The following is a 23,463-nucleotide window of genomic DNA, read 5'->3' as shown; positions in this document are numbered from 1 at the left end:
CGCAACCGAGCGCTGGCGGCCGTACCCGCGGGCCGCGCCCGCCGGGCTCAGCCGGGCTCAGCCGATGTGTGGAGACACGACGTGCAGCCGATCCCCCGGGTCGTCTGCGGCTTCGCGCGGCCTGCCCCGGCTCACGCGCGCACCTGGACGACCGAGACGCCGAGCTGGCCGAGCACATGGCGGAGCGCGGCGCGCAGCGTGCTGAACGTGCGCAGCTCGCCGAGCTCGACGCCGAGGCCCACCAGCGTCCTGCTCACCGCGGGCGAGATGCCGGAGAGCGCGCACGTGGTCCCGAGCAGGCGGGTGGCCCGCACCAGCTTGAGCAGGTGGTTCGCGGTCGCCGTGTCCACGATGTCGACCCCGGTGAGGTCCACGATGGTGAACCGCGCCCTGCGCACGCTGACGGCCTCGAGGAGCGCGGTCATCATCTCGGCCGCGCGGACGCTGTCGACCACGCCGATGATCGGCATCGTGAGCACCCCGTCCCAGATCTCGATGATCGGCGTCACCAGGGAGTGAATGGTCCGCTGCTGGCGCTCGATGAGGTGCTGCTGCTCCTTCAACGCCAGCTCGTGGCGCCGCCGCTCCCGCTCGGCCGTGATGTCGGCCTGGATGGCCACGAAGCTCGTCACCTGGCCCGACGCGTCGCGCACCGGCGTGAGCGCCATGCGCATCCAGGCGCGCGCGCCGTCGCGCTCGGCCGGGAACTCGACCGAGATCTCCCGGCGCTCGGCGACCGCGCGCGCGAGCTGCTCGGCCGCGGCCGCGTCGGCGACGCTGCCCACGAGCCGCCGGAACGAGGCGCCCAGGAGCTCGGCCACAGGCCGCCCGGACAGGCGTGCGAAGGCGGCGTTCACGTACGTGACGGGCAGCTCCTCCTCGTCGCTCGCTGCGACGAGGATGCCCTGGGAGGCCGCGCCGATCGCCTGCTCCAGGAGCTGCCGGTCCCGCTCGGCGCGCCTCTTGTCCGTGATGTCCCGCGAGACGCCGACCGTGCCGAGCACCTCGCCTCCGGCGCCCCGCAGGGGGGATTTGACCGTGGTCAGCGTCCGGACCGCGCCGTCGTGGCGCGTGGCCGGCTCCTCGTCGATGACCAGCCGATCGCCGGTCTCGAACACGCGCTGGTCGTCCCTCACGTACTGCTGCGTGAAGTCAGGCTCGGTGCGCGGCGAGTCGACAAGGCCGTGGAGCTCGGCGTTGCTCATGCCGTAGAGATCGCGGAACGCCTTGTTGGCCCAGATCACCTTCGACCTCGGACCCTTGACGAGGACCATGTCCTCGATGACGTCGAGGATCTGTTGATAGACCTCCTCCGCGAGGAAGCTCCCGGCCGCGCTCGCCTGTCGGCCGGTGATGTCCTCGAAGACGCCGTACGCCAGGTCGTCTCGGCCGTACGTCGACGCGCGGAGCGAGAGCAGGCGCGTCGAGCCGTCGCCGCGGAGCACGCGACACTCGAGGTCTGCCGTCGAGGGGCCGGGGAAGAGGCCGCCGAGCGTCGAGCGCACCTGCGCGCGATCCGTCTCGACGACGATCTCGTCGAGCGACTTGCCGCTGAGATCCAGGGCGGACCGGCCGAGCGCCCGCGCGCACGCCGCGTTCCACTTCACCAGGCGGCCCTCGGCCGTCACGACGCAGAAGGGGTGCTGGCAGGCCTCGAAGAACAACTCGAAGGAAGGGTGCGCGGTCGGTTGCGTGTTCATAGACCTCGCTCGCTGGGGCAGACTCACCCACAGGGCTGTGCTGTTCCGCGGCGCATCGAACGCCACAGGCACGATGGGATCGATGCGCCTGTCCCCGTTTATACCAGCAGGCCCTCGCTTCGATAGAATCATTTATAATGTCGGCAGATACGTTCTCGTCGTATTGCCGATATCACCAGTATCGCCGGCATCACCGGCATCACCGGTGTTCCCGATCAGTTCCTGACGTAATGCGAGGGCGCGCTCGTCCTGTGTCGAGGCGCCGGCCACACCGCGTCGCGGTCGCCCGTCCGCGAGGGCGCGTCCGCGCTGGACACGCTCGTCGCGAGGTCCATGCGTCGCGCTGCGCCACGCCGGGACGGAGCTCCGCGCCGCCTGCCGGCTTTCTCCTCCAGCATGTCGTCAGACCCGAGCCGAGGTGTGCGCACCTGACAGGTCGAGTGCTCCTGCGTCGATCTCGACTGCCGCTCTCGTCCCCGTGGTCATCTGCGCTCCTTGATCTCCCAGGCTTCAACTACGCGCTTGCGGCGCCTCGGCCCTGCTGCGCCGGCGAGGATTCGCCCGCATCTCTCGGCGCGCCCGCGGAGCGCGGTCGCCGGGCTTCGGATCTCCCCGTCACGGAGGGAGGCCCCCCTTTTTGGTGCGGCAGCAACTTTCCTGTGCCATGGTCGAGGTGTGACTGGCCGCTTCTTGCCGGGTCGGCGGGCGGGGGCAGCGCATGGTAAACCCCGGCGTGCACCTGGTGACGAGGAGGCTTCCTGATGAGCAGCGCGGCAGAGGCCGTTCGGCGGTTACCTGTACAGCTCGACAGAGACCACTTTCTGCGGCAGCTCCTGCGCGAGCTCGCCGGGACGTTGCAGGAGGTCGTCGGCCTCGAGCAGGCGTCGGGCTTCGTGAGCATCGTGGGCCAGAAGATCGGCGACAGGCTCAACGAGGAGTACCGGTCGGGGCTTCAGGCGCCGACGCTCACACGCGAGCAGGTCACCCAGGTGCTTGTGGACCTCAAGCGGCGGATCCAGGGGGATTTCTACGTCATCGAGGAGAGCGAAGAGAAGCTCGTGCTCGGCAACCGCGCGTGCCCGTTCGGCGAGCTGGTGAAGGACCGACAGGCGCTGTGCATGATGACATCCAACGTCTTCGGCGTCATCACCGCAGAGAACCTGGGTTATGCGCGCGTGGTCATCGAGGAGGCGATCGCCCAGGGGCACGCCGGCTGCCGCGTCGTCGTGCACCTGAAGCCGTCGCCCGACGCCGACGGGCAGGCCGGTCAGGTGTATTTCAAGGGATAAGCGCGCTGCATGGTGATGCTCAGCTTCGGCCAGCTCGCCGATGTGCTGCCCGAGCCTGTGCTGCTCGTGTCGACCGACGGGCTCGTCGTCGCCGCGAACCAGCGCGCCCGCAAGGAGCTCGGCGGCGCGAGCGAGGGCCAGCCCCTCTTCGCGCTCTGCTCTGATGCGCGGGAGCACGTCGAGGGATTGCTGAGGCGCAGCGCGCGCGTGCGCCAGCCGACGCTCGGCACGCTCACGCTCAACGAGGGGCGCCGTTATCGTGTCGAGGGCGCGGTCGTGCGCCCTTCGTCGGAGGGCTCACCGGCGATCGTGATGCTCCGCCTCGTGCACGAGCAGGCCGCGCTGGCGGCGTTCGTGGAGCTCAACCGCACGCTCGAGCACCTGCGGCGGGAGATCACGGCCCAGCGGCGCGCGAGCGGGGAGCTCGACCGGCAGCGCGAGTGGCTGCGGGTGACCCTCGTCAGCATCGGAGATGCGGTGATCGCGACCGACGTCGGCGGGCGTGTCGTCTTCATGAACCCCGTGGCGGAGCAGCTCACCGGCTGGACCGAGGGCGAGGCGACCGGCCGGCCGGTGGACGAGGTGTTCCACGCCATCCACGAGACGACGCGAGAGCCGATCGAGAACCCCACCGGGCGGGTGCTGCAGGAAGGGAGCATCGTGGGCCTCGCCAACCACACCCTGCTCGTGGCGCGGGGCGGCGCCGCGACGCCCATCGACGACAGCGCGGCGCCCATCCGCGACGCGAGCGGCGAGATCATCGGCGCCGTGCTCGTCTTCCGCGCCATCGCGGAGCGCCGCGCGCTCGAGCGCCTCGCCGAGCAGCGCCTCGCGGACCTCGTCCTGGCCGACCGCCGGAAGAACGAGTTCCTCGCCATGCTCGCGCACGAGCTGCGCAATCCGATGGCCGCGATCCTCACGGCCTCGACCCTGCTGAGCGCGCCCGACGAGGACCCGGGGGCGGTCACGTTCGCCGCTGCGGTCGTGGAGCGCCAGGTCCGCCACATGGCGCGGCTGGTCGACGACCTCCTGGACGTCGCGCGGATCAGCCAGGGGAAGATCACGCTCCGCGTGGAGGTCGTCGACGTCTCGCTCGTGCTCCAGCAATCCGTCGAGACAAGCCGCCGGCCGATCGAGGCGGGCCGGCACGAGCTCCACGTCTCCATCGCCGGGGGCCTGCCAGCCGTGCAGGGGGACGCCACGCGCCTGGAGCAGGTCTTCGGCAACCTGCTGAACAACGCGGCGAAATACACGCCGCCGGGCGGCCACATCTGGCTGTCGGCGCGCGGCGACCATGACGGGGTGGTCGTCTCGGTGCGCGACAACGGGGGCGGCATCGCTCCGGAGCTCCTGCCGCATGTCTTCGAGGTCTTCGTCCAAGGCGACCAGTCTCTGCACCGTTCCCGGGGCGGGCTCGGCGTCGGCCTCGCGCTGGTCAAGCGCCTTGTCGAGCTGCACGGGGGGTCGTGCTCGTGCGCGAGCGCGGGCGTCGGTCAGGGAGCCGAGTTCATCGTGCGCCTCCCGGCGCTACGCGGCGAGGGCGCGGCGGTCGGCGCGCGCGAGCGCGAGCGCGAGTCGGCAATGCGCGCGGCGCGCCTGCGCGTCGCCGTGGTGGACGACAACCACGATACGGCCAACCTGCTCGCCGTTTCCCTGAAGCGGTGGGGTCACGACGTCGTGGTCGCGCACGACGGGCACGCGGCGCTGGAGCTGGTGCGGGAGCACAGGCCGGACGTCGCGGTGCTGGACATCGGCCTGCCGGGGATCGATGGATACGAGCTCGCGCGGCGGCTGAGGGGCGAGGCGTCGCTCGATCGGTGCATGCTCATCGCGGTGTCCGGCTACGGCCAGGACGCCGACCGACAGCGCGCCATCGACGCCGGGTTCGATCACCACCTGCTGAAGCCGGTCGAGCCGGCGGCGCTCATGCAGCTGCTCGCGAGGGGGATGCCGTCCGGCGGCTCTGCGCCGTAGGCGCCCGGGCGCCGGAGAGGGCGACCAGAGAGCGCCGGCGAGCCGGCCACGGCGGGAGCGCCGGGCGGCGGAGGGCTCGCCATCACTCCATTAGAGCGTTTTCGAGTGGGACTCTGGAGCGTCTGCCCTGTGCCCCACCCGCCCTTCGTGCCGACGAAGCGAGTCGAGCTCTCGAATGGTGGCAACCGCGGTGAGCAGCGAGAAGACGTCCACCATCAGGTGAATTGGGTTTGCCATGGCGGTGACAAGTAATCTTGGCGCGCGAGTGAGATTCAGGGCATCGCGCGCCGAGGCGTCGCCGGCGACGTACGCAACCACTGCCGCCAGCTCGTCGACGCGCCCAGGTTCGACTACTTCGGTCAATGAGTGGCGCGCGATGCTTAGCTGTTCGCGTATCCAGGGGAGCGAATGCTTCAGCGCCGCTTTGCGCCAGAGCAAACGCGCCTGACGACTGGTCGAGCGAACGGATGTAGTCGCGACCGTCACGTCTCGGTGACCGCTGCGCTCGACCATCGCCGGAGCATAGCGATCGTTTGCGAACGGTTGCGCGGCCAGCCTGGGCGATAGGCGCGCCGTGAGCTCGAAGTGCACCCGCTCTTCCAGGCGGTCCGCGAGCGGTAGTGAGTAGTAGTCCTGCAGTAAAGGCAGCGCGAACACCGGGTTCACGTGCGCCCCCCACAGACCGTCGTGGAGCTTGGCCTGACCTACCCAGCGCGTGACCCGCTGCTGCAAGTAAAACAGGTCCGGCACCTGCTCGAGCGGAGTGCCCTGCAGCTCGAGCTCGGTGATCCAGCTGCGCACCGAGCGCACGTGGCTGTGACAAAGGTCCTGGCGCACGACGCGACTCGCGGACGGCCGCTGGAGCAAGCTTCCGGCGAGCTCGTCTGCGGACAGCGAAGGGTCGCTCTGCTTACGCCGGTACACCTCGCCGAGTAGCCCGTGTACGCCGATTTCGCCGCCCGGGAAGACGGCGTCTTTCATGTCCCACGCCGAGAGCATGCCCTCGGTGAACTTTACGTGGCTCTGCACGCTGCTTCGCAGATCGCTGCGCTCGTCAGGCTCCAGTCGCTCGTACGGCAGCCCCAGCATCTTGGCGATCGACCCGCCGACCATGAAATCCGAATGGTCCTCGGGCGCTCTGATGTAGCCCGTGACATGTCCGGGAGCCCCGAGCGCGTCCAGCATCGACATCACCAGCCGACTATCTTTGCCGCCGGTCACGGCCACACGCATCGGCGCGGGCGAGCTGCACACGTCGGCCATGCGCTGCTTGGCTGCCAGCGCGTGCGACTGCCAGTCCACCGCGCCGCGCGCGCGCCTCCTCTCCACGGGTTGACGCGTGGTGCGCTCCACGCGTCCGTCGCGGTTCAGCCGGATGGATTCGCATGGAGCGAGCAGCTCGATGCCTCGGACAGCCGTGCCTCCGGTGCAGAACGGGTAACCTAGATGAACAAGCCGGGCAATCGAGCTCAGGTCCACCTGCAGCTCGAGGCCCTGCCTCGCCCGCAGCAGCCAGAGCGGCCGGCAACGATTGGAGACCGCCGTGTACGCTGAGTTGCAGTCGACATACACGTGCTCTGTCCCCGCTGCCGAGCTGACCGCCAGCAGCGCGGTCTCGTCGCCCGCGATCGCCGACCATTCGCCGTCCACGGTCGCGCACGCCTCCAGCAAGTCGCGCAAGGAGGGCGGCGCCGTCAGCGAGCCTGTTCGCGCCAGCATGTATCCGGAAAGTGCGGAGATGGCTTGAGGGCTACTCGTGACCGTTTCGTGCCAGGCCACTCGGTCGTACTCGTAGACGCGCGCAGCCAGGTTGCCCGCCGACCAGGCGAACGTGCGCTGCGGCACGCGCGGAAGAGCGTCGGCAGCGTCGGCTAGAATGGCGTCTGGCGATATGGCGCTGTGGGACGCGACGCCGCAGTACGTCAAACTCATGTTCGGAGTCTAACACAGTCCAGACCTTCAGGGTGCGCTGAGCGCCTCTCGCGCGGTCCCGCCGGCTCCTTGCCATCGCACCTCAGGCGCTCGCGTCACTTCGCCTTGCGCCTGGCCGGCCGCGCCGGCGGCTCCGGCGCCTTCTCGGGCCGCGCGGCCAGGGCCACGACGCGGCCGAGCTCCTCGCGGAGCGCGTCCGCCTTGCCGGCGCCGAGCCGCTCGCGGACGTGCTTCTGGGTCCGCTCCCACAGCGGGAACGCCGCCTCGATGGCGCGCTCGCCCTGGCGCGTGAGGAAGATGAGGCGGACGCGCGCGTCGTCGGGCGCGCGCGCCACCCGGAGCAGGCCCGCCTTCTCCAGCGGCACGAGGTTCCTCGTGAGCGTCGTGCGATCCATGACGAGCCCGTCCGCGAGCGCGCCGAGCTTCACGCCCCCGTCGCCGCACGTCGCGACCGCGACGAGCATCGTGAGCTGCGTCGCCTGGAGCCCCGAGGGCCGCAGGCTCTCGTCGTAGAGCCGCGTGAGCGCGCGCGACGCGCGACGCACGCGCACGAGGGCGCACTGGCTCGCGATGATCTCGGAGGCCCGGGCAAAATCAACCACAAGTGTGTATGTACACTATTTCGAGCCGGCCTGCCATTTCGGACATCCCGAACTGCTTGACATCTGTTCAGGTGCAGGTACACCTACTTTCACGATGCGGGGCGGCATTCCCCGCTCGATCGCTGGCTCGGCGCCGGGGTTCTCAAGACCCCGGCGCGCTCTGACCGATCCGTCGATGGATCGCTGCCCGGGCCGCGGCGGTGGTGAGGTGCGCACCCGTGGTGCGCATTTACGTGTAGCTACACTTATTTCGACAGCCCGGACCGCGCGGCGGTGAGGGACGCACGACGTGCGTCGTCGCGCGCGCGGGTCGGCTGCGTGGAGAGGACCCATGGGCGAGTACTTCGTCGTTCCCTACTGCGTGAAGTTCGAGGACAGCATGGCTTATGGGAGCCATCACTACCTCACCAACTTCCGCTTCCAGTGCATCGCGCGCGAGACGCTCTACTTCGCCGAGGCCGCGGACGGCACGCTCCCGTACGAGGACGATCGCGCGGCGATCCGGCTGCTCACCACCGAGGGCTACAGCCGGAACCTGGCGCCGGTCCGCGTGGGCGAGCGCGTCGCGATCTTCATGACCCTCGGCGCCGTGACGCGCTCGAGCGCGTACGGCTACTTCCGCACGGTCCGCTTCGACGGCGAGCCCGTGGCGTGCGGCTACCAGCGGATCGTCGCCGTCTCCGCGACGAGCGACGAGCTCGCGCCGCTGTCCAGGTCGGTGACGATGCACGTCGGGGCCCTCGACGAGCAGGTGCCGCACCAGCGCTTCGTCGAGCTCGCCCTGCGCGGCGGCTCCGCGCTGCGCGAGCTCTTCCCCGAGCACCTCCTCCGGCACGCCGTCGAGGTCGCGCGGGAGCCGCTGCACGCGTCGCGCCCGCACCGCACGCAGTGGAGCGCGGCGGGCGCGGCGGGCGCGGCGGACGAGCGCGCGCGGGAAGGGGACCCCGCGGGCGAGGGCCGCGGCGGCGCCGCGAAGGTCGCGCTGCTCCTGCCCGGCCAGGGCTCGTTCGACCTCCGGCTGCTGCGCGCGCTCCACGCCCGCTTTGACGCCGCGCGCGCGGCCGTCGCCGCGGCCGAGCCCGCGGCGCGAGCGCTGCTCGGCGCGTCGCTCGCGGCGCTCGTGGCCGCCGGCGAGGCGGAGGCGCGGGGCGCCCTCGAGGCGTGCGCCGACCTCGATCAGCTCGGCATCCTCGTCCAGGACTACGTCGCGGTCGCGCTGCTCCGGTCCGCCGGGCTCGAGCCGGACGTCGTGGCGGGGCACAGCCTCGGGGAGATCGCCGCGCTGGCGGCAGGGGGGACCTTCTCCCTCGCGACGGCCGCGGAGATCGTGTGCCGGCGGGTGCTCGCCCTCCGCGGCGCGCCGCCCGGCCGCATGCTCGCGGCGCACACCGGCGCCGAGCGGCTGCGCGACGAGGTGCAGGCGCTCGGCCGGGACGACGTGTTCGTCGCGGTGGCCAACGCGGCCGACCAGGCGGTCGCCTCGGGCACGGCGGACGGCATCGCGGCGCTGGAGCGGCGGCTCGAGGGCGCCGGCGTCCGCGCGACCGTGCTCGCGAGCCGGTACGCCTTCCATTCGCCCCTGCTCGCAACGGCGGTCGGTCCGTTCGCGCGCGCCGTCGGGCGCGCCGGCGCGGCGCGGCCCGCGCTGGCCACGTACTCGCCGATCGACCGCGTTCACTACGGCGAGGGCCCGCTCGCGCCCGCGCGCCTGCTCCCCATGCACCTCGTGACGCCGCTCGACTTCGGAGCGGCCGTGCGCGACCTCCACGCGGCGGGCTGCCGCACCTTCGTCGAGTGCGGCGGCGGCGGCACCCTGACCGCCCTCGTGCGGCGGAGCGCGCCGCCGGGGCCCGACCTGCGCGTGATCGCGACGTTCCGCGCCGGAGAGGACGTGGTGGCCGAGCACCGGCGCGCGGTCGAGGCGCTGCGCGCCGCTGGACATGCGCTGACGGCGGTCGCGCCGCTCGCCGAGGAAGCTCGGGACGACCGCGGCCCGCGCGGAGACGCCGCGCCCGCGAGCGCCGCGATGCCCGCCGGCGCCGCGCCGCCCGCGACCCCCGCCGCGCCCGCGGCGACCCCGGACGGCGACGACGCCTCCACGGCGGGCGCGACCCCGATCGCGATCGTGGGCATGGGCGCGGTGCTGCCGGGGTCCGGCGGCGTCGACGCCTACCTCGCGCAGCTGCGCGCGGGCACGTGCGGGATCACCGACACCGGCGCGCGACACCCGGAGCTCGCGACCGATTTTCTGAACCCCGACCGCGCCGCCGACAAGACCTACAGCCTGCTGGTCGGCACGGTCGACGCGCTCGGGCCGTACGCCGAGCGGACCGGGTACGACGCGCCCACCCTCGAGCGGCTACCCAAGACGGCCCGCATGCTGGCGTGCGCGCTCGCCGAGGCCAGGTCGCAGGCGGCGGTGCTCCGCGACGGCGCGCCGCTGCGGATCGCGTGCCTCCTCGGGTCCACGGCGGACGGCTCGATCGAGCACGACGAGGCGACGCTGCTGCTCGGCGTCGAGCGGGCGCTCGCCGGTATCGCCGCCGGCCCGGCGGACAGCGCGGCCGTGGCGGAGGCGCTCGCGGGCGAGCTCGGGCTCGACGCCGAGCGGCGCGCGGCGTGCCGCGGCCACCTCGAGCCGCTCGCGCGCGTCGTGCGCGACGTCGTGCGCGAGGGCGTGCACACCGTCGTCGTCGACGCGGCCTGCGCGTCGTCGATGCACGCGGTGCACCTCGGCGCCGCGATGCTGCGCCGCGGCCTCGCCGACGTCGTGATCGCCGGCGGCGCCTACCAGCCCGGCCCGACCAACGCGTGCCAGTTCTCGCAGTTCGGCGGGCTCTCCGCGACCGGCAGCCGCCCGTTCGACGCGTCGGCCGACGGCGTCGTGTTCGGCGAGGGCGCCGCCGTGGTCGTGCTCGAGCGGCTCGACGATGCCCAGGCGCGGGGCGATCGCGTCGACGCCGTGCTCCTCGGCAGCGGCGTGTCGAGCGACGGCCCGAGCCCGTCGGTCACGGTGCCGCAGAGCCGCGGGCAGAGCCTGGCCATGCGGCGCGCCTACGAGCGCGCCGGCGTCGCGCCGCGATCCGTGCAGTACGTCGAGGCGCACGCGACCGCGACGCCGGTCGGCGACGCCACCGAGTTCCAGGCGCTGGCCGAGGTGTTCGCCGGCGACGAGGGCGCGCCGCGCATCGCCCTGGGCAGCGTCAAGTCGCTGCTCGGCCACACGGGCTGGACCGCCGGCGTCGCGTCGCTCATCAAGGTCGTGCTCGCGATCCGCGAGCGCACGCTCTTCGCGCAGCACGGCTTCAAGGCGCCGAGCGGGCGCATCGACCTTCCGCGCTCGCCGTTCGCCATCTCGACGGCGGCCGCCCCGTGGACCGCCGACGGCGCCCGCCCCCTGCGCGCCGCGCTCGACAGCTTCGGCTTCGGCGGCACCAACGCCCACCTCATCGTCGAGGAGCACCGGCCCGGCCGCCACGCGCCGCGGCCGCGGCCGCGCCATGAGGCCCGCGCGCTGTGCGTCGTCGGGCTGGGGGCCGTGTTCCCCGGCGCCGTCGGCGCGCCCGCGGACACGCCCTCGGACGTCCTCGCGTTCGACGAGCGCGCGCTCCGGCTGCCGGCCCGCGCGCCGGTCCTCCCGGACGCCCTCGAGGCCATGGACCCGACGCAGCTGCTCGCGGCGATGGCCGCGGAGAAGGCGCTCGCGGCGCTGCCCGCGCGCGAGCTCGGCGAGCGCATCGGCGTCGTCGTCGGCCACGAGGGCAAGACGCGCCGCGGCGCGCGCGCGAACGAGCGGCTCTTCGCCGACCGCGTGGCGCGGGCGCTCCGCGCGCGCGGCGTGAGCCCCGCGCTGGCCTCCGCGACGGTGGGCGCGCTCCGCGCCGGCTCGCCAGCGACGGGGCCGTACACGCAGCCGGGCAACATGCCCAACGTCATCTCCGGGCGCGTCGCCAACGTCTTCGGCCTGCGCGGGCCGAACTTCGTCGTCGACACCTCCGCGACCTCGCTGCTCGACGCGCTCGCGGCCGCCGATCTCGTGCTCGACGAGGACTGCGAGGTCGTGCTGGCCGGGGCCGTCAACGCGTTCAGCGACGATGTCGCGCGCGGCGCGTCCGCGACCCGTGACCCGCGGCCGGTGGGCGAGGCGGCGCTGCTCGTCGCGCTGTGCACCGAGGACACCGCCGCGCGCCACGCCTGGCCGGTGCTCGCGCGCCTCCACGTCGCCCCAGGCGCCGGGGCGGCGGAGGGCGGCCTCGCCGGCCGCGAGCTCGTCGTCAACGACCCGCGCGGCCCGCGCGCGCGGCTGCGCGGAGCCGAGGGCGCCGTCGAGCTCCTCGAGGCGATCCGCGACGCGCGCGCGCACGGCGCCGCCGTCGTGCGCTGGCCCTCGGACGCCCGCGCCGTCCACGTCGCGCCCCCCGAGGGGGTGCGCGTCGCGCCGGCGCCCCCGCCCGCGCCCTCGGGCTTCGCGACGGGCACGCCGATCCACCGCTACGTCCCCGAGATCGCGCGCGTGCCGGCGACGGGGCCCGCGGCGCGCGTCCCGTCCCGCGTCCTCTACGTCTGCACCGACGCGGCGCTGGCCGCGGACGTGCGGCGCGCCGCCCGCTCCGCCGAGGAGCGCGCGCGCGTCCTCGAGCTCGCCGGCGAGGCGGCGCCCGACGCCGCGCCCGGGGCCCCGCGCGATCTCGCGGCGCCGGGATCCGAGGCCGGCGGCGGCGGGGGGCCGTCGATCGACGCCCGCGACGAGCAGCGCCTGAGCGCGTCGCTCGTGGCCCTCGCGCCCGACGATGTCGACGCGGTCGTCGTGCTCACCCGCGCCGGAGACGCGCGCGCGTTCCTCGACGGCGCGCCGGGCTCGTACCGGCCGGCGCTGCGCGCGCTGTTCGGCGCGGCGCGCCGCTACTACGACGCCGTGGCGCGCGGCGACGTGGCCTTCGCGGCCGTCGTCGTCGGCGCGGTCGACCCGGCTGGGCGGCTCGCGCCGGCGAGCGGCGCGGTCGGCGGCTTCGTGAAGTCGCTGGCGCGCGAGCTCCCGGGCGGCGACGTGCGCGTCGTCCACACGGACGCGCAGGGCACCGCCGCGGCGCTCGGCGCGCTCTTCGAGGAGTGGCGCCGCGCCCGGCCGGCCGCTCCCGAGGAGGTGGTCGAGCTCGGCGGCGTGCGGCACGTGGTGCAGCTCGCCCGCGCCGCCTCGGAGCTGACCCCGCGCGCGGCCTCTCCGCTCGGCCCCGGCGCGGTCGCGATCGTCACGGGCGGCGCGCGCGGCATCACGGCGCAGTTCGTCGAGGGCCTGCTCGACCGCTTCGGCTGCCGCGCCGTGCTCCTCGGCCGCTCGCGGCTGGAGGACGCCCCCCCGCGCACGGTCGCGATGACCGACGCGGAGCTCGACACGTACGAGCGGGAATTCTACGCCGAGGCGCTGCGCGAGGGCCGGGGCGTGCGGATGCCCGCGCTGCGCGAGCGCTACGCGCGCATCCGGTCGGCGCGCGAGGCGCACCGCGTCCTCTCCCACCTGCGCGCGCGGGGCGGCAGCGTCGACTACCACGCCGCCGACGTGACGAGCGGCGCCGACGTCGATCGCGCCGTGGCCGCTGTCGCCGCCGCCTACGGCCGGGTCGACCTGATCGTGCACGGCGCGGGCATCCAGGTGTCGAGCCGCCTCACGTCGAAGTCGCTCGAGCTCTTCGAGCGGATCGTCGACACGAAGCTCGCGGGCCTCGGCCATCTCCGGCGCGCCCTCGCGCGCCACCTGCCCGCCGCCCGCCCGCACGTCCATCTGGTCACCTCGGCGTTCAGCGTGCTCGGCAACGACGGGCAGCCCGACTACGGCGCGGCCAACGAGGCGCTGAACCGCGCCGCCGCGTACTTCGCGGCCGAGGCGGACGCCGGCCCGTGGTCCAGCATCGCGTGGCTCGGCTGGAACGGCGTCGGCATGACCGCCGGGTCGGAGTACAGCGCGCTCGGCGCGGCGCGCGGGCTCCGGGGCATCGAGCCCGAGGAGGGGAGGCAGATCTTCCTCGATCTCGTGGCCGAGCGCCCCGCCGGCGCGGCCCACGTCCTGCTCACCGACAGCGAGATCGAGCGCTTCGCCCCGCGCATCGCGGCGGCGGGCGCGCCGACGCCGCGCATCGCGCCGGCGAGCCCGCCGGACCGCACGTGGACGATCGATCCGCGCGTCGATCCGTGGCTCTCCGACCACCGGGCGCGCTCGAGCGCCGTCGCGGCCGGCGCGTTCCTCGTCGAGCTGGCCGTCCGGCACGCGCTCGCGACGGCGGACGGCGGCGCGCTCGTCCGCGAGGTCCGCGACGTGCGCTTCCGCGAGTTCCTGCGCCTGCCCGACGACGCGGCGCGCGAGGTGCGCACGGTGACGACCCGCCACGAGCGGCTCGCCGGCGGCCGCGCCGCGTGCGCCGTCGAGGTGCGCGGCGACTTCGTCCACAGGTCGGGCGTGGTCCTCCGCGCGGGCGTGGTCTTCGCGACCTGCGTCGTCGAGCTCGGCGCGCTCGACGCTCGCCGCGACGCCCTCGCCCCGCGCCACGCCGGGCGCGTCGAGGGGCCGGCGGTCCGCGATCCGTACGCGAGCCCCGGCGCGCCGCTCCGGCACGCGGGCTGGTTCGATCACCTCGGCACCGTCGTGCTCGGGGACGCGCTCAAATCGGCCCGGTTCCGCGCCCCGAAGGACGGCGCCCTCGGGCGGCTGCGCGCGGCCGCCACGCCGTTCCTCCTGCTCGACGCCCTCCTGACGCTCGGCACCCTGCGCCGCGACGAGGCGGGCGCGTTCCCGGTGTGCGCCGCGGGCGGCGTCGACCGCATCCGCTTCGGAGCGGCCGCGAACGACCTCGCGATCCGCGACGCGGGCGGCGCGGTCCGGCTCGTCGCCGCGGTCCCGGCCGCGGCGGGCGATCGCGTCCTCGGCGCGTGGGCGCAGGCGCTCGATCCGTCGGGCGGCGTGCTGCTCGACGTCGAGGGGCTCGAGGGGCTCGTGGTGGGCCGCGTCGCCGTGGACGCGCGCAGTGCCGCGCCGGCGTCGCTGCCGCTGGGGGCGTCGTGACGCCGCCGCTCGCGATCGCGGTCGTCCGGGCGGACGAAGGCACGGCGGCGCGCCTCGAGCCCTACCTGACCGCCGGCGAGCGCCGCGCGTGCGCCGGCCAGCGCGTCGCTGCCCGCCGGGCGCAGTCCGCGTGCGCGCGCGTCGCCGCGAAGTGGCTGCGGCTGGAGCTCGCCGCCGGCCGCGGCGCGCCGCTTGTCTCGCTGGACGCGGCCGCGCTCGCGGCGCACAGGCCGGCGGACTACCTCGCCTGCGCGATCACGGGGCCCGGCGGCGGTCCTCCGCGCTTCGACGACGGCGCGTTCGCGCTGTCGCTCTCCCACGCGGGCGACCTCGCGGCGGCGGCGGTCACCACGGCGCGCGCCGTCGGCGTGGACGTCGAGCGGGTCGAGGCGCGCGCGGCGGTCTTCGCCGACGAGCACTTCACGCCGCGCGAGCGCCGGGGGCTCGCGCGCGGCGTCGCGGCGGGGGTCGATCGCGCCGCGCTCGAGACGCTGCTCTGGAGCGCGAAGGAGGCGCTCTACAAGACGGGGGCGCTCGATCTTCCCGCCCGGTTCTCCTTCCGGGACATCGACATCGCGCTCCCGCCGGGAGGCGAGCGCCTGGCGCCGCCCTCCGTCCGCGCCTTCGCGCTGACCGCGCGCGGCGGGCAGTTCTTCGGCCGGGCCGTGCTGACCGGTGCGTTCGCGCTCGTCGCGACCGTGCCGGTCCCTCCGGTCGCCGCTCTGGGATGAATGGCTCTCACAACCACGAGGTTTCGACGATGCAAGCTCAAGATCTCCTCGAACATGTTCGCTCTGTCTTCGTGCGCATGACGCGCTACCCCGACGAGGTCGTCGTCGCCGACGCCGACCTGGAGCAGGACCTCGGTATCGACTCCGTGAAGCGCGGCGAGATCCTCGCGACGCTGCGCGCGGATTTCGGCCTCGCGGAGGCGCTCAAGGCGAAGCCCGACGAGCTGCGCACGGTGGCCCGCGTCAGCGACTTCCTCTCGCGCACGCTCGCGGCGCACTCCGACGCCGCGCCGTGGACCGACGTTGCGGGGGGCGGGAGGCATGGGAATGGCCACGCGGGGCTCGCCGGGCACGCCAACGGCCACGCGGAGCCCATCGGGCACGCCAACGGCCACGCTGCGGGCGATGGCGCGGCGAGCGGCGCCGCCCAGCCGGCGGGCGTGACGGCGAGGCCGTCGCCGGAGTCAGGGGGCGAGGCGCTCCGCGTCGCTGTCCAGGCGCTCGCGGACGTGACGCGCCACCCCGTCGCGCTGCTCGTCCCCGACGCGCTGCTCGAAGAGGACCTCGGGCTCGACCGCCGCCGCCGTGACGAGGTCCGCGCGCTCCTCCGGCAGCGCGGCGCCCTGCCGGACGCCCTCGCGGGGGCGCTCGACGAGGCCCGCACGGTCGGCGGCCTCGCGCGCCTCCTCGGCGCGACGCCGCCCGCGCCGACCGCGCAGCTCGCCGCGGCGCGCGCGCCGGCGGCTCCCGTCGCGCAGCGCGCGAACCCGGCTCCTCTGGCCGCGCTCGCGGGCAAGACGGTCCTCGTGACCGGATCGAGCCGCGGGCTGGGCCGCGCCATCGCGACGCAGCTCGGGCGCGCCGGCGCGCGGGTCGTCATCAACAGCTTCCACTCGCGGGACGACGGCGACGCGATCGCCGACGAGATCCGCGGCGCCGGCGGCGACGCGGTGCACGTCTGGGGCTCGGTCGCCAACCCCGCGCACGTCGACAACCTCTTCGAGGCGATCGCGCGCGAGGTGGGCGAGCTGCACCACTTCGTCAGCAACGCGTCGAACGGCCGGTTCGGCCCCCTCGAACAGACGACCCCGGAGCACTGGGAGCTCGCCTTCCGCACGAACGTCATCGGCTATCACCAGTGCGCCATGCGCGCGGCGCGCCTGATGGAGCGCCACGGCGGCGGGCGGATCGTCGCGCTGTCGTCGAACGGGTCGTCGCGGTACCTGGAGCACTTCGGCGCCATGGGCGCCGTGAAGGCCGCGGTGGAGTCGCTCACGCGCGCGCTCGCCGTCGAGCTCGCCCCGCGGAACGTGCAGGTCAACTGCATCTCCGCCGGGCCGATCTACGGCCACGTGACGAGCAGCTACCCGGATCACGAGCGGATCCTCCCTTACTGGGAATCTCGCACGCCGGGCGGCCGGCTCTGCACCGAGGAGGACGTCGCCGAGGCCGTCCTGCTGCTCCTGTCGGACGGGGCGCGGAGGATCAACGGCGCGACCCTCACCGTCGACGGCGGGGGCTCGCTGTGCATCTGACGGCTGCGATGGTGGGCGCCGGCCTGGTTCCTGCGCGCGGAATCTCGCGTGAGCTCGCGAAAGCTCCCTTTCAGACAGCGGAGAAGGAGGAATCATGATTGCCAATCTCTATCGGCAGCCCCCGGGCCCGGGCCCGCTGGCCAGCCTGCGGTACCTGGCGAATTTCAGGACCGGCGACATGCGTCATTACGAGCACCTCTTCGCGCGGTACGGCGACGTCGTGCGCCTGCGGGCGCCCGGCGCCGAGGACTTCGTCATGGCGTTTCACCCGAACGACATCGCGCATGTCCTCCGCGCGAACATCCGGAACTACCCCAAGGGCAAGCGGTATCACGAGCTCGCCCACGTGCTGGGCTGGGGCCTCGTGAACAGCGAGGGCGAGCTCTGGCGGCGCCAGCGCCGGCACGTGCAGCCCCAGTTCAACCACGCGAACACGCTCAAGCTCGTGCCCATCATCGTCGACCACATGGAGGCGGCGCTGCGGCGCTGGGACGCCCAGCCGGGGGAGTTCGAGCGCGACATCAACGACGACATGATGGACGTGACGTTCGGTATCGCGGGCGAGGCGTTCTTCGGCGCCGCGCTGCAGGCCCACACGGACACTGTCCGCGAGGCGTTCAAATACGCGCTGTCGATCGCGCTCAACCGGATGTACTCCCTGGTCAACCCGCCCCTGTCCTGGCCGCTGCCCAGCCACCTGCGCTTCCGTCGGGCCATGGACCGCGTGCACACCGTGATCGACGGCATCATCGACGGCTATCAGCGCGGCGCGGGCGACGCGGACAACGTGCTCGTGCGCCTCATGAGCTCGGTCGATCCCGAGACGGGCGCCACGATGGGCCGCGCGCAGCTGCGGGACGAGATCAAGACCATCCTGATGGTCGGGCACGAGACATCGAGCGTCACCGCCTCCTGGGCGCTGTACCTCCTCGCGCAGCACCCCGAGGTGTCCGCCCGGCTCACCGACGAGATCGACCGCGTCCTCGGCGGCCGGGCCCCGACGGCGAAGGACTTCGAGTCGATGCCTTACCTCGCCATGGTCTTCAACGAGTGCCTCCGGCTCCTGCCCTCCGTGCCGTTCATCCTCCGCAGCCCGCTGGAGGATGACGTCCTCGGCGGCCACCACGTCGCCGCGGGGTCGACGGTGGCCATCGTCCCGTGGGTCACGCACCGGCACCCGGAGTTCTGGCGCGATCCGCTGCGGTTCGACCCCGAGCGCTTCGCGAATCACCGACGGAGCGCGGACGACAAGCTCGCCTACATCCCCTTCGGCGCCGGCCAGCGGATCTGCCTGGGCGAGTTCATGGGGCAGCTCGAAGGCAAGATCATGGTCGCGATGGCGCTCCAGCGGTATCGACTCCGGCTGGTCCCCGGCTTCGACCCGCGTTGCCGCGGCTTCATCTCGCTGCAGCCGGTGAACGGCATGCGCATGATCCTGAAGCGGCGGGAGCCGGTGAGAACCGCGCGCGCGGCGCCGGCGGGGCGGGCGGAACCGGCGGAGCCGGTGACGGCCGAGCCCCTTGCGGCCGCCATGCGCTCCAGCGGCTGCCCGTTCAGCGCCCGGGCCTGACGCGCACCTCCACGTGCGGCGGGAGGGCTCGCCGGACCTGCCCCTGGTGGTGCTCGTCGAGCACCCCGGAGTGCATTTTCATAAGAAAATTCAATTAGTTACGGAATTTTTCCGCCGCGATGGCGCATGGATCCAAGGTCGCGACGGGCGCGCCTCTCCCAAGCTCCGGCCTCGCTGTCTGTATCATCACCCCATGAAGCGTCGCCGGGGATCGGGATCGCGTGGATTGCCACCGAGGTGCTTGTGCTCGAGGGGGCTGCCGGCCCTCGCCATTCCGGTGCTGGCCACCTCGCTCTGGCCGGCCGTGGCCCGCGCCGACCCGTACGAGCGCTGTCTCCGCGACGCGAAGACCCAGGCCGAGATCGACGCGTGCGCTCCACCGGACAAGCCTATCGAGGTGAGGGTGCGGGCGAAGCCGCCGGCCCGGAGCGCCTCGGACGTCGAGGTGGACGCGCAGGTCATCGCGGCGGCCCCGCACGGCTCGGGCGCCGACGTGCTGAACGTCGCCCCGGGCGTCTTCGTGAGCGACCGCGGCCTGCCCGGCCGCGCGCCGCACCTGTCGCTGCGTGGCTTCGACGGCACGTCGGGCCAGGACGTCGAGATCTTCGCGGGCAACATCCCGATGAACCAGGTCTCGCACATCCGTGCTCCCGGTTATGCCGACCTGCGCCTCATCATGCCGGAGGTGATCCGGTCGGTCCGGATCGCCAGCGGCCCCTACGACCCGAGGCAAGGGGACTTCGGCGTCGCCGGCTCGCTCCGCATGGACCTCGGCCTCCCGGCGCCGGGCTTCTGGTTGAAGGGGGGAGTCGGCTCGTTCGGGACGAGGCGTGTGCTCATCGCGTTCGCGCCCGAGCACGACGAGATGATGGACACGTTCGCGGCCTTCGAGACCGACGCGACCGACGGGCCGGGCGGCGCGCGCGGGGGCGAGCGCAGCTCCTTCGTGGGGCAGCTCGGCGGAGGCAACGAGCACGTCGACTACCGGGCGACGGTGGCGATCGGCTCGGCGCGCTTCGACTTCCCCGGCTACCTGCCGCAGGCCTTCGTCGAGCGCGGCGGCGACCCCTACGCGGCGCAGCGCCCGCCCGGCCGCGATCGGACGTCGCAGGCGCTCATCGGCTCCGAGGTCGTGTGGAGCCCCGGCGACGGCATCCTCGGCATCGGCGCCTTCGCGGGCAAGACCAAGACGACGTTTCACCAGAACCTCACCGGGTTCGCCCTCGACCAGCTCGCCGGCGAGCCGCTCGCCGAGAGCGACGACAGCGAGATGGTGAACGACGCCTCGACCGTCGGCCTCACGCTGCATTACCGCCACGCCGTCGAGTTCACCTCGAAGCGCGATTCCATCGAGATGGGCGTCACTTCGCGCGTCGACACCGTCGACCAGACCGACACGCGCCTGTTCGAGGATGGCACGAAGAACGCCTCGCTCGTCGACGCGACCGTCGACGCCACGAACGTCGCAGCCTACGCCGATTTCTCGCTTTACCCGATCCGCCGCGTTGTCGTCCGCGGCGGCTCGCGCCTCGACTCGCTCTCGTACAGCGTTCGGGATCGCACGAGCGACGCCGGGCTCGAGCGGACAGCGCAGGGGTTCGTCGTGTCCAGCAAGGTCATGGCGGACGTCGCGGTCCGCGGCGGCGTGCACGTCGTGGCGAGCTATGGTGAGGGGTTCCGCTCCCCGCAGGCGCGCGACCTCGCCGAGGGCGAGCGCGTGCCGTTCACCAAGGTCCGCAGCGTCGAGGCGGGGGTGCGGCTCAAGGAGGGGAGGTTGTTTCAGGGCTCGGCCGTCGGGTTCGGCTCGTGGCTCGGCAACGACAGGGTGTTCGACGCGACCTCGCGGCAGCACGTCGAGGCTCCGCCGTCCGTGCGCGCCGGCGCGCAGCTCGTGATGAGCGCGCGCTCGGGCCCGTTCGGCGCGCACCTGAGCGGAACGTACACCCACGCCCGCTTCACCGGATCCGACGCGCGCTTCGCGGAGGGCGACCCGGTGCCTTATGCCCCGGCGTTCGTGCTGCGCGACGACGTGTTCGCCTCGGGGACCGTCGGCAAGCTCTTCGGCAAGGAGGTGACGGTCCGCGTGGGCGCCGGCGTCGAGGGCGTGGCGGGGCGCTCCCTCCCGGGCGGGCGAGCCGGCAAGGACTCGGTCAGCCTCGATGCCGTCGCAGCGGTCGGCTGGCGCGGCATGGAGCTCGGCCTCAATGGCACGAACCTCCTGGGCCTGCGTTATTACGACGCCCAGTACGTGTACGTCTCCAATTTCGAGAAGAGCCTTCCACCGCCGCCTTCATCGCCGCACGTGCTCGTCGCCGCGCCGACCTCATGGATGCTCACGCTCCAGATCCATGTCCGCGGCAAGACACGCGATCAGGCGATGCGCTACGAGTAGCCAGGAGCTTCGCGCTCGCGGGCGTCCGGAGCCGAGGACTTCGTCATGGCATTTCACCCGAACGACATCGCGCATCTCTTCCGCGCGAACGTCGGCCGCCACGAGGAGATCGAGCTACCCGAGGAGCGGCTCGCCCTTGTCCGCCGGGGATCGAGGGCGGGCGTCTGGCACTTTGATTGCAAAGCCGTCGTTCGACGCCGCCGATCGAACCACCCAGCCGATCTCATCCACGAGCCGTGAGGAACACCGAGCCCACGCTTCACCCCCGCGACGCGGCGCAGCGCCTCGTCGATGCCATCCCCGAGGTCGTCGCGCTCTGGGAAGAAAGGTTACGCCGCGAGGTGTCGGCCGCGCGCCGCCAGAGCCGGCCTGCCCTGATCGACACGCTCCCTGTCTACCTGGAGCAGATGTCGAGGGCGATCGCGACCTTCGGAGCGAACCGCGAGGAGATGGAGGACACGGCCCGGCGTCACGCGGCCGAGCGCGCCCAGCTGCCCGGGTTCTCGCTGGAGCAGCTGCTCGTCGAGTACAGCGTCCTTCACCGGACGCTCCTCGACATCCTCGAGCGGGACAGCCGCCTCACCAGCGAGGAGAGCCGCGTCCTCAACGACGTGATCGAGCGCGGCATCCGGGACGCGGCGTCGGAGTACGTCCACGTGCAGCGCTCCCGCAAGCGCAGGCTCACGCTCGAGGCGGAGCGCGCGCAGGAGCAGATCGACGCGCTCCTCCAGAGCGCCAAGGACGGCGTCGCCACCGTCGACCTGGATCGGCGCTACATCTACATGAACGACGAGGCCGCGCGGATCCTGAGCGCAGGGAAGCCCCCGAAGACCAAGGAACAGCTCCTCGGCAAGACGATGTCGGAGGAGTTTCCCGAGCTGATCGGCGACAGGTTCTTCTGGGGCCAGATCCGGGCGCTGGAGACGCAGGCCTCCATGCGGTACGAGGACTACGTCCCTGCGCTCGGGCGCTGGCTCGAGATCAGCATTCACCCCTCGCCGTCGGCGCTGAACCTCTTTTTCCGCGACATCACGGCGCAGAAGAGGGCGGAAGAGGAGATCGAGCGGGGCGAGGCGCGGTTCCGCTCCGCGGTCGAATCGGTGAAGGACTACGCCATCTTCCTCCTCGACCCGGGAGGGCACGTCGCGAGCTGGAACCTCGGCGCCGAGCGCCTGAAGCAATACCGCGCCGAAGAGATCATCGGCAAGCATTTCAGCGTCCTCTATCAGCCCGAGGACGCCGCCATCGGCAGGCCCAGCTACAACCTCACGGTGGCGCGCATCAAAGGCCGCCAGGAGGACGAGTGGTGGAGGCGAAGGAAGGACGAGTCGCGGTTCTGGGCCAACGTGGTGATCACCGCGCTCTACGACGAGTCAGGTCACCTCGTCGGCTTCATGAAGGTGATCCGCGACCTCACGGAGAGGAAGCGGCGTGAGGAGGAAGAGCGCTTCCTCGTCGAGCTCCAGAGCGTGCTCTCGGCGTCTGCCAGCTACGACGACAGCCTGCGGCAGATCGCGGAGCTCGTCGTCCAGGCCCGCGCCGACTGGTGCGTCGTCGCCTCGAGCCGCGAGAGCGACGCGTCCGCCCAGCGCCAGGCGGCGGCGCACAGGGATCCCGCGAAGCGGCAGCTCCTGGAGCGCTTTCGGGAGCGGCACGCGGCCGGTATCACGCTGTCCGGCGGCCCGGCCAGGGTGCTCCGCACGGGGCGCGCCGAGCTCGTGACGGAGGTCGACGACGCAACCATCGACGCCCTCGTCCACCACCCGGAGGCTGCGGAGCTCATCGAGGCGCTCGGGATGCGATCGTACGTGTGCGTCCCGCTGTCCGCGCGGGGGCGGATCCTGGGCGCGGTGACCCTGGTCTCCGCGGACCCGAGCCGGCCCTACGGCATGGACGACCTCAAGTTCGCGGAGGAGGTGGGCCGCCGCGCCGCGCTGACGATCGACGCAGTCCAGAGCCAGCAGCTCATCAGGCTGCGCGAGGAGGTGCTGGCCACCGTCTCACACGACCTCAAGAACCCGCTCAGCGCTATCCTCTCGAGCGCCGAGCTGATCACGCGCGAGGCGCGTCCCGGCGAGAGCGGCGACGTCTTTCGAAAGCAGGTGGCGATCATCAAGCGCTCCGCGCTGAGGATGGACCGCCTCGTCTCGGACCTGCTCGATCTGGCGAAGATGGAGGCGGGACGGTTCACGGTGGAGCGCCAGCGGCTGGACGTCCTCTCCCTCCTGGGCGAGGTGGTGGAGGCGCACCAGGTGCTCGCGCGCGCAAAATCGATCACGTTCGAGGCGAGCTGGGTCGTCGATCGCTGCGAGGTCGACGGCGATCGGGATCGACTGTTCCGGGTGTTCACGAACCTGATTGGAAACGCGATCAAGTTCACGCCTGCGGGAGGTCAGGTGACGGTCCGGCTGGAGCATTGTGGGGACGATGTACGGTTCTCGGTACAGGACTCCGGGCCGGGGATTGCCGAGGAGGATCGGTCACGCATCTTCGAGCGTTACTGGCAGGCCGGGCCGGCCTCGAGGCTGGGTACCGGGATCGGCCTCTCGATCGTGAAAGGCATCATCGAGGCGCACGGCGGCACGATCTGGGTGGAGAGCGAGGTCGGCGCGGGCAGCACGTTCTTCTTCACGCTGCCGGCGTCCGCGAGGGCGACGATGGCTGCCTGAAGCGGCGCGACTTCT

The 23,463-nt window shown here is 72.9% G+C and carries 12 protein-coding genes; 9 read left to right on the top strand and 3 right to left on the bottom strand.

Annotation, left to right across the window (positions count from 1 at the left end; translation table 11 throughout):
* Nucleotides 1–131: 131 nt before the first annotated feature.
* Entirely contained in the window at nt 132–1,700 is a 1,569-nt protein-coding gene (locus WME75_RS25730) for a PAS domain-containing protein (RefSeq protein ID WP_437476083.1), read from the bottom strand.
* 761 nt (nt 1,701–2,461) lie between these two features.
* Between WME75_RS25730 and WME75_RS25725 the strand changes: the two genes are divergently transcribed.
* Both WME75_RS25725 and WME75_RS25720 read left to right on the top strand, forming a co-directional pair.
* Nucleotides 2,462–2,989 carry a methanogen output domain 1-containing protein gene (locus tag WME75_RS25725; RefSeq protein ID WP_437476081.1) on the top strand — a complete coding sequence of 176 codons (528 nt, stop codon included), beginning with the start codon at nt 2,462–2,464 and terminating at the stop codon, nt 2,987–2,989.
* Between the two features lie 9 nt (nt 2,990–2,998).
* A complete protein-coding gene (locus WME75_RS25720; RefSeq protein ID WP_437476079.1) occupies nt 2,999–4,963 on the top strand; it encodes an ATP-binding protein in 1,965 nt (654 codons plus the stop codon).
* Nucleotides 4,964–5,053: 90 nt separating this feature from the next.
* Here WME75_RS25720 and WME75_RS25715 read toward each other — a convergent pair whose 3' ends face one another.
* Together WME75_RS25715 and WME75_RS25710 are read right to left on the bottom strand one after the other, a co-directional pair.
* Nucleotides 5,054–6,895 carry a hypothetical protein gene (locus WME75_RS25715; RefSeq protein WP_437476077.1) on the bottom strand — a complete coding sequence of 614 codons (1,842 nt, stop codon included), beginning with the start codon at nt 6,893–6,895 and terminating at the stop codon, nt 5,054–5,056.
* Between the two features lie 95 nt (nt 6,896–6,990).
* Entirely contained in the window at nt 6,991–7,497 is a 507-nt protein-coding gene (locus tag WME75_RS25710) for a MarR family winged helix-turn-helix transcriptional regulator (RefSeq protein ID WP_437476075.1), read from the bottom strand.
* A 331-nt stretch (nt 7,498–7,828) separates the two neighbouring features.
* Between WME75_RS25710 and WME75_RS25705 the strand changes: the two genes are divergently transcribed.
* The 7 genes from WME75_RS25705 (at nt 7,829) to WME75_RS25675 (ending at nt 23,448) form a co-directional block, all read left to right on the top strand.
* Complete coding sequence (locus tag WME75_RS25705; protein WP_437476073.1) at nt 7,829–14,551, top strand: SDR family NAD(P)-dependent oxidoreductase; 6,723 nt, start codon at nt 7,829–7,831, stop codon at nt 14,549–14,551.
* Nucleotides 14,548–15,282: a 4'-phosphopantetheinyl transferase family protein gene (locus tag WME75_RS25700; protein WP_437476071.1), complete on the top strand. Its 735-nt coding sequence runs from the start codon at nt 14,548–14,550 to the stop codon at nt 15,280–15,282. Before WME75_RS25705 ends, WME75_RS25700 begins: the two co-directional genes overlap by 4 nt.
* A gap of 29 nt (nt 15,283–15,311) precedes the next feature.
* Nucleotides 15,312–16,817, top strand: coding sequence for an SDR family oxidoreductase (locus WME75_RS25695; RefSeq protein ID WP_437476069.1), 1,506 nt, complete (start codon nt 15,312–15,314; stop codon nt 16,815–16,817).
* Nucleotides 16,818–16,911: 94 nt separating this feature from the next.
* Nucleotides 16,912–18,387, top strand: a complete 1,476-nt coding sequence (locus WME75_RS25690; RefSeq protein ID WP_437476067.1) for a cytochrome P450 — start codon at nt 16,912–16,914, stop codon at nt 18,385–18,387.
* Between the two features lie 277 nt (nt 18,388–18,664).
* A complete protein-coding gene (locus tag WME75_RS25685; protein WP_437476065.1) occupies nt 18,665–20,779 on the top strand; it encodes a TonB-dependent receptor in 2,115 nt (704 codons plus the stop codon).
* 45 nt (nt 20,780–20,824) lie between these two features.
* Nucleotides 20,825–21,019, top strand: a complete 195-nt coding sequence (locus tag WME75_RS25680) for a hypothetical protein (protein ID WP_437476063.1) — start codon at nt 20,825–20,827, stop codon at nt 21,017–21,019.
* A complete protein-coding gene (locus tag WME75_RS25675; RefSeq protein WP_437476061.1) occupies nt 21,016–23,448 on the top strand; it encodes an ATP-binding protein in 2,433 nt (810 codons plus the stop codon). Before WME75_RS25680 ends, WME75_RS25675 begins: the two co-directional genes overlap by 4 nt.
* Nucleotides 23,449–23,463: the final 15 nt, after the last annotated feature.

This window comes from Sorangium sp. So ce1014 (assembly GCF_051521505.1).
In the GTDB taxonomy this organism is placed as follows: domain Bacteria; phylum Myxococcota_A; class Polyangia; order Polyangiales; family Polyangiaceae; genus Sorangium.
The sequence above is the reverse complement of the archived record's forward strand: the minus strand, read 5'-3'. Positions and strand labels throughout refer to the sequence as shown.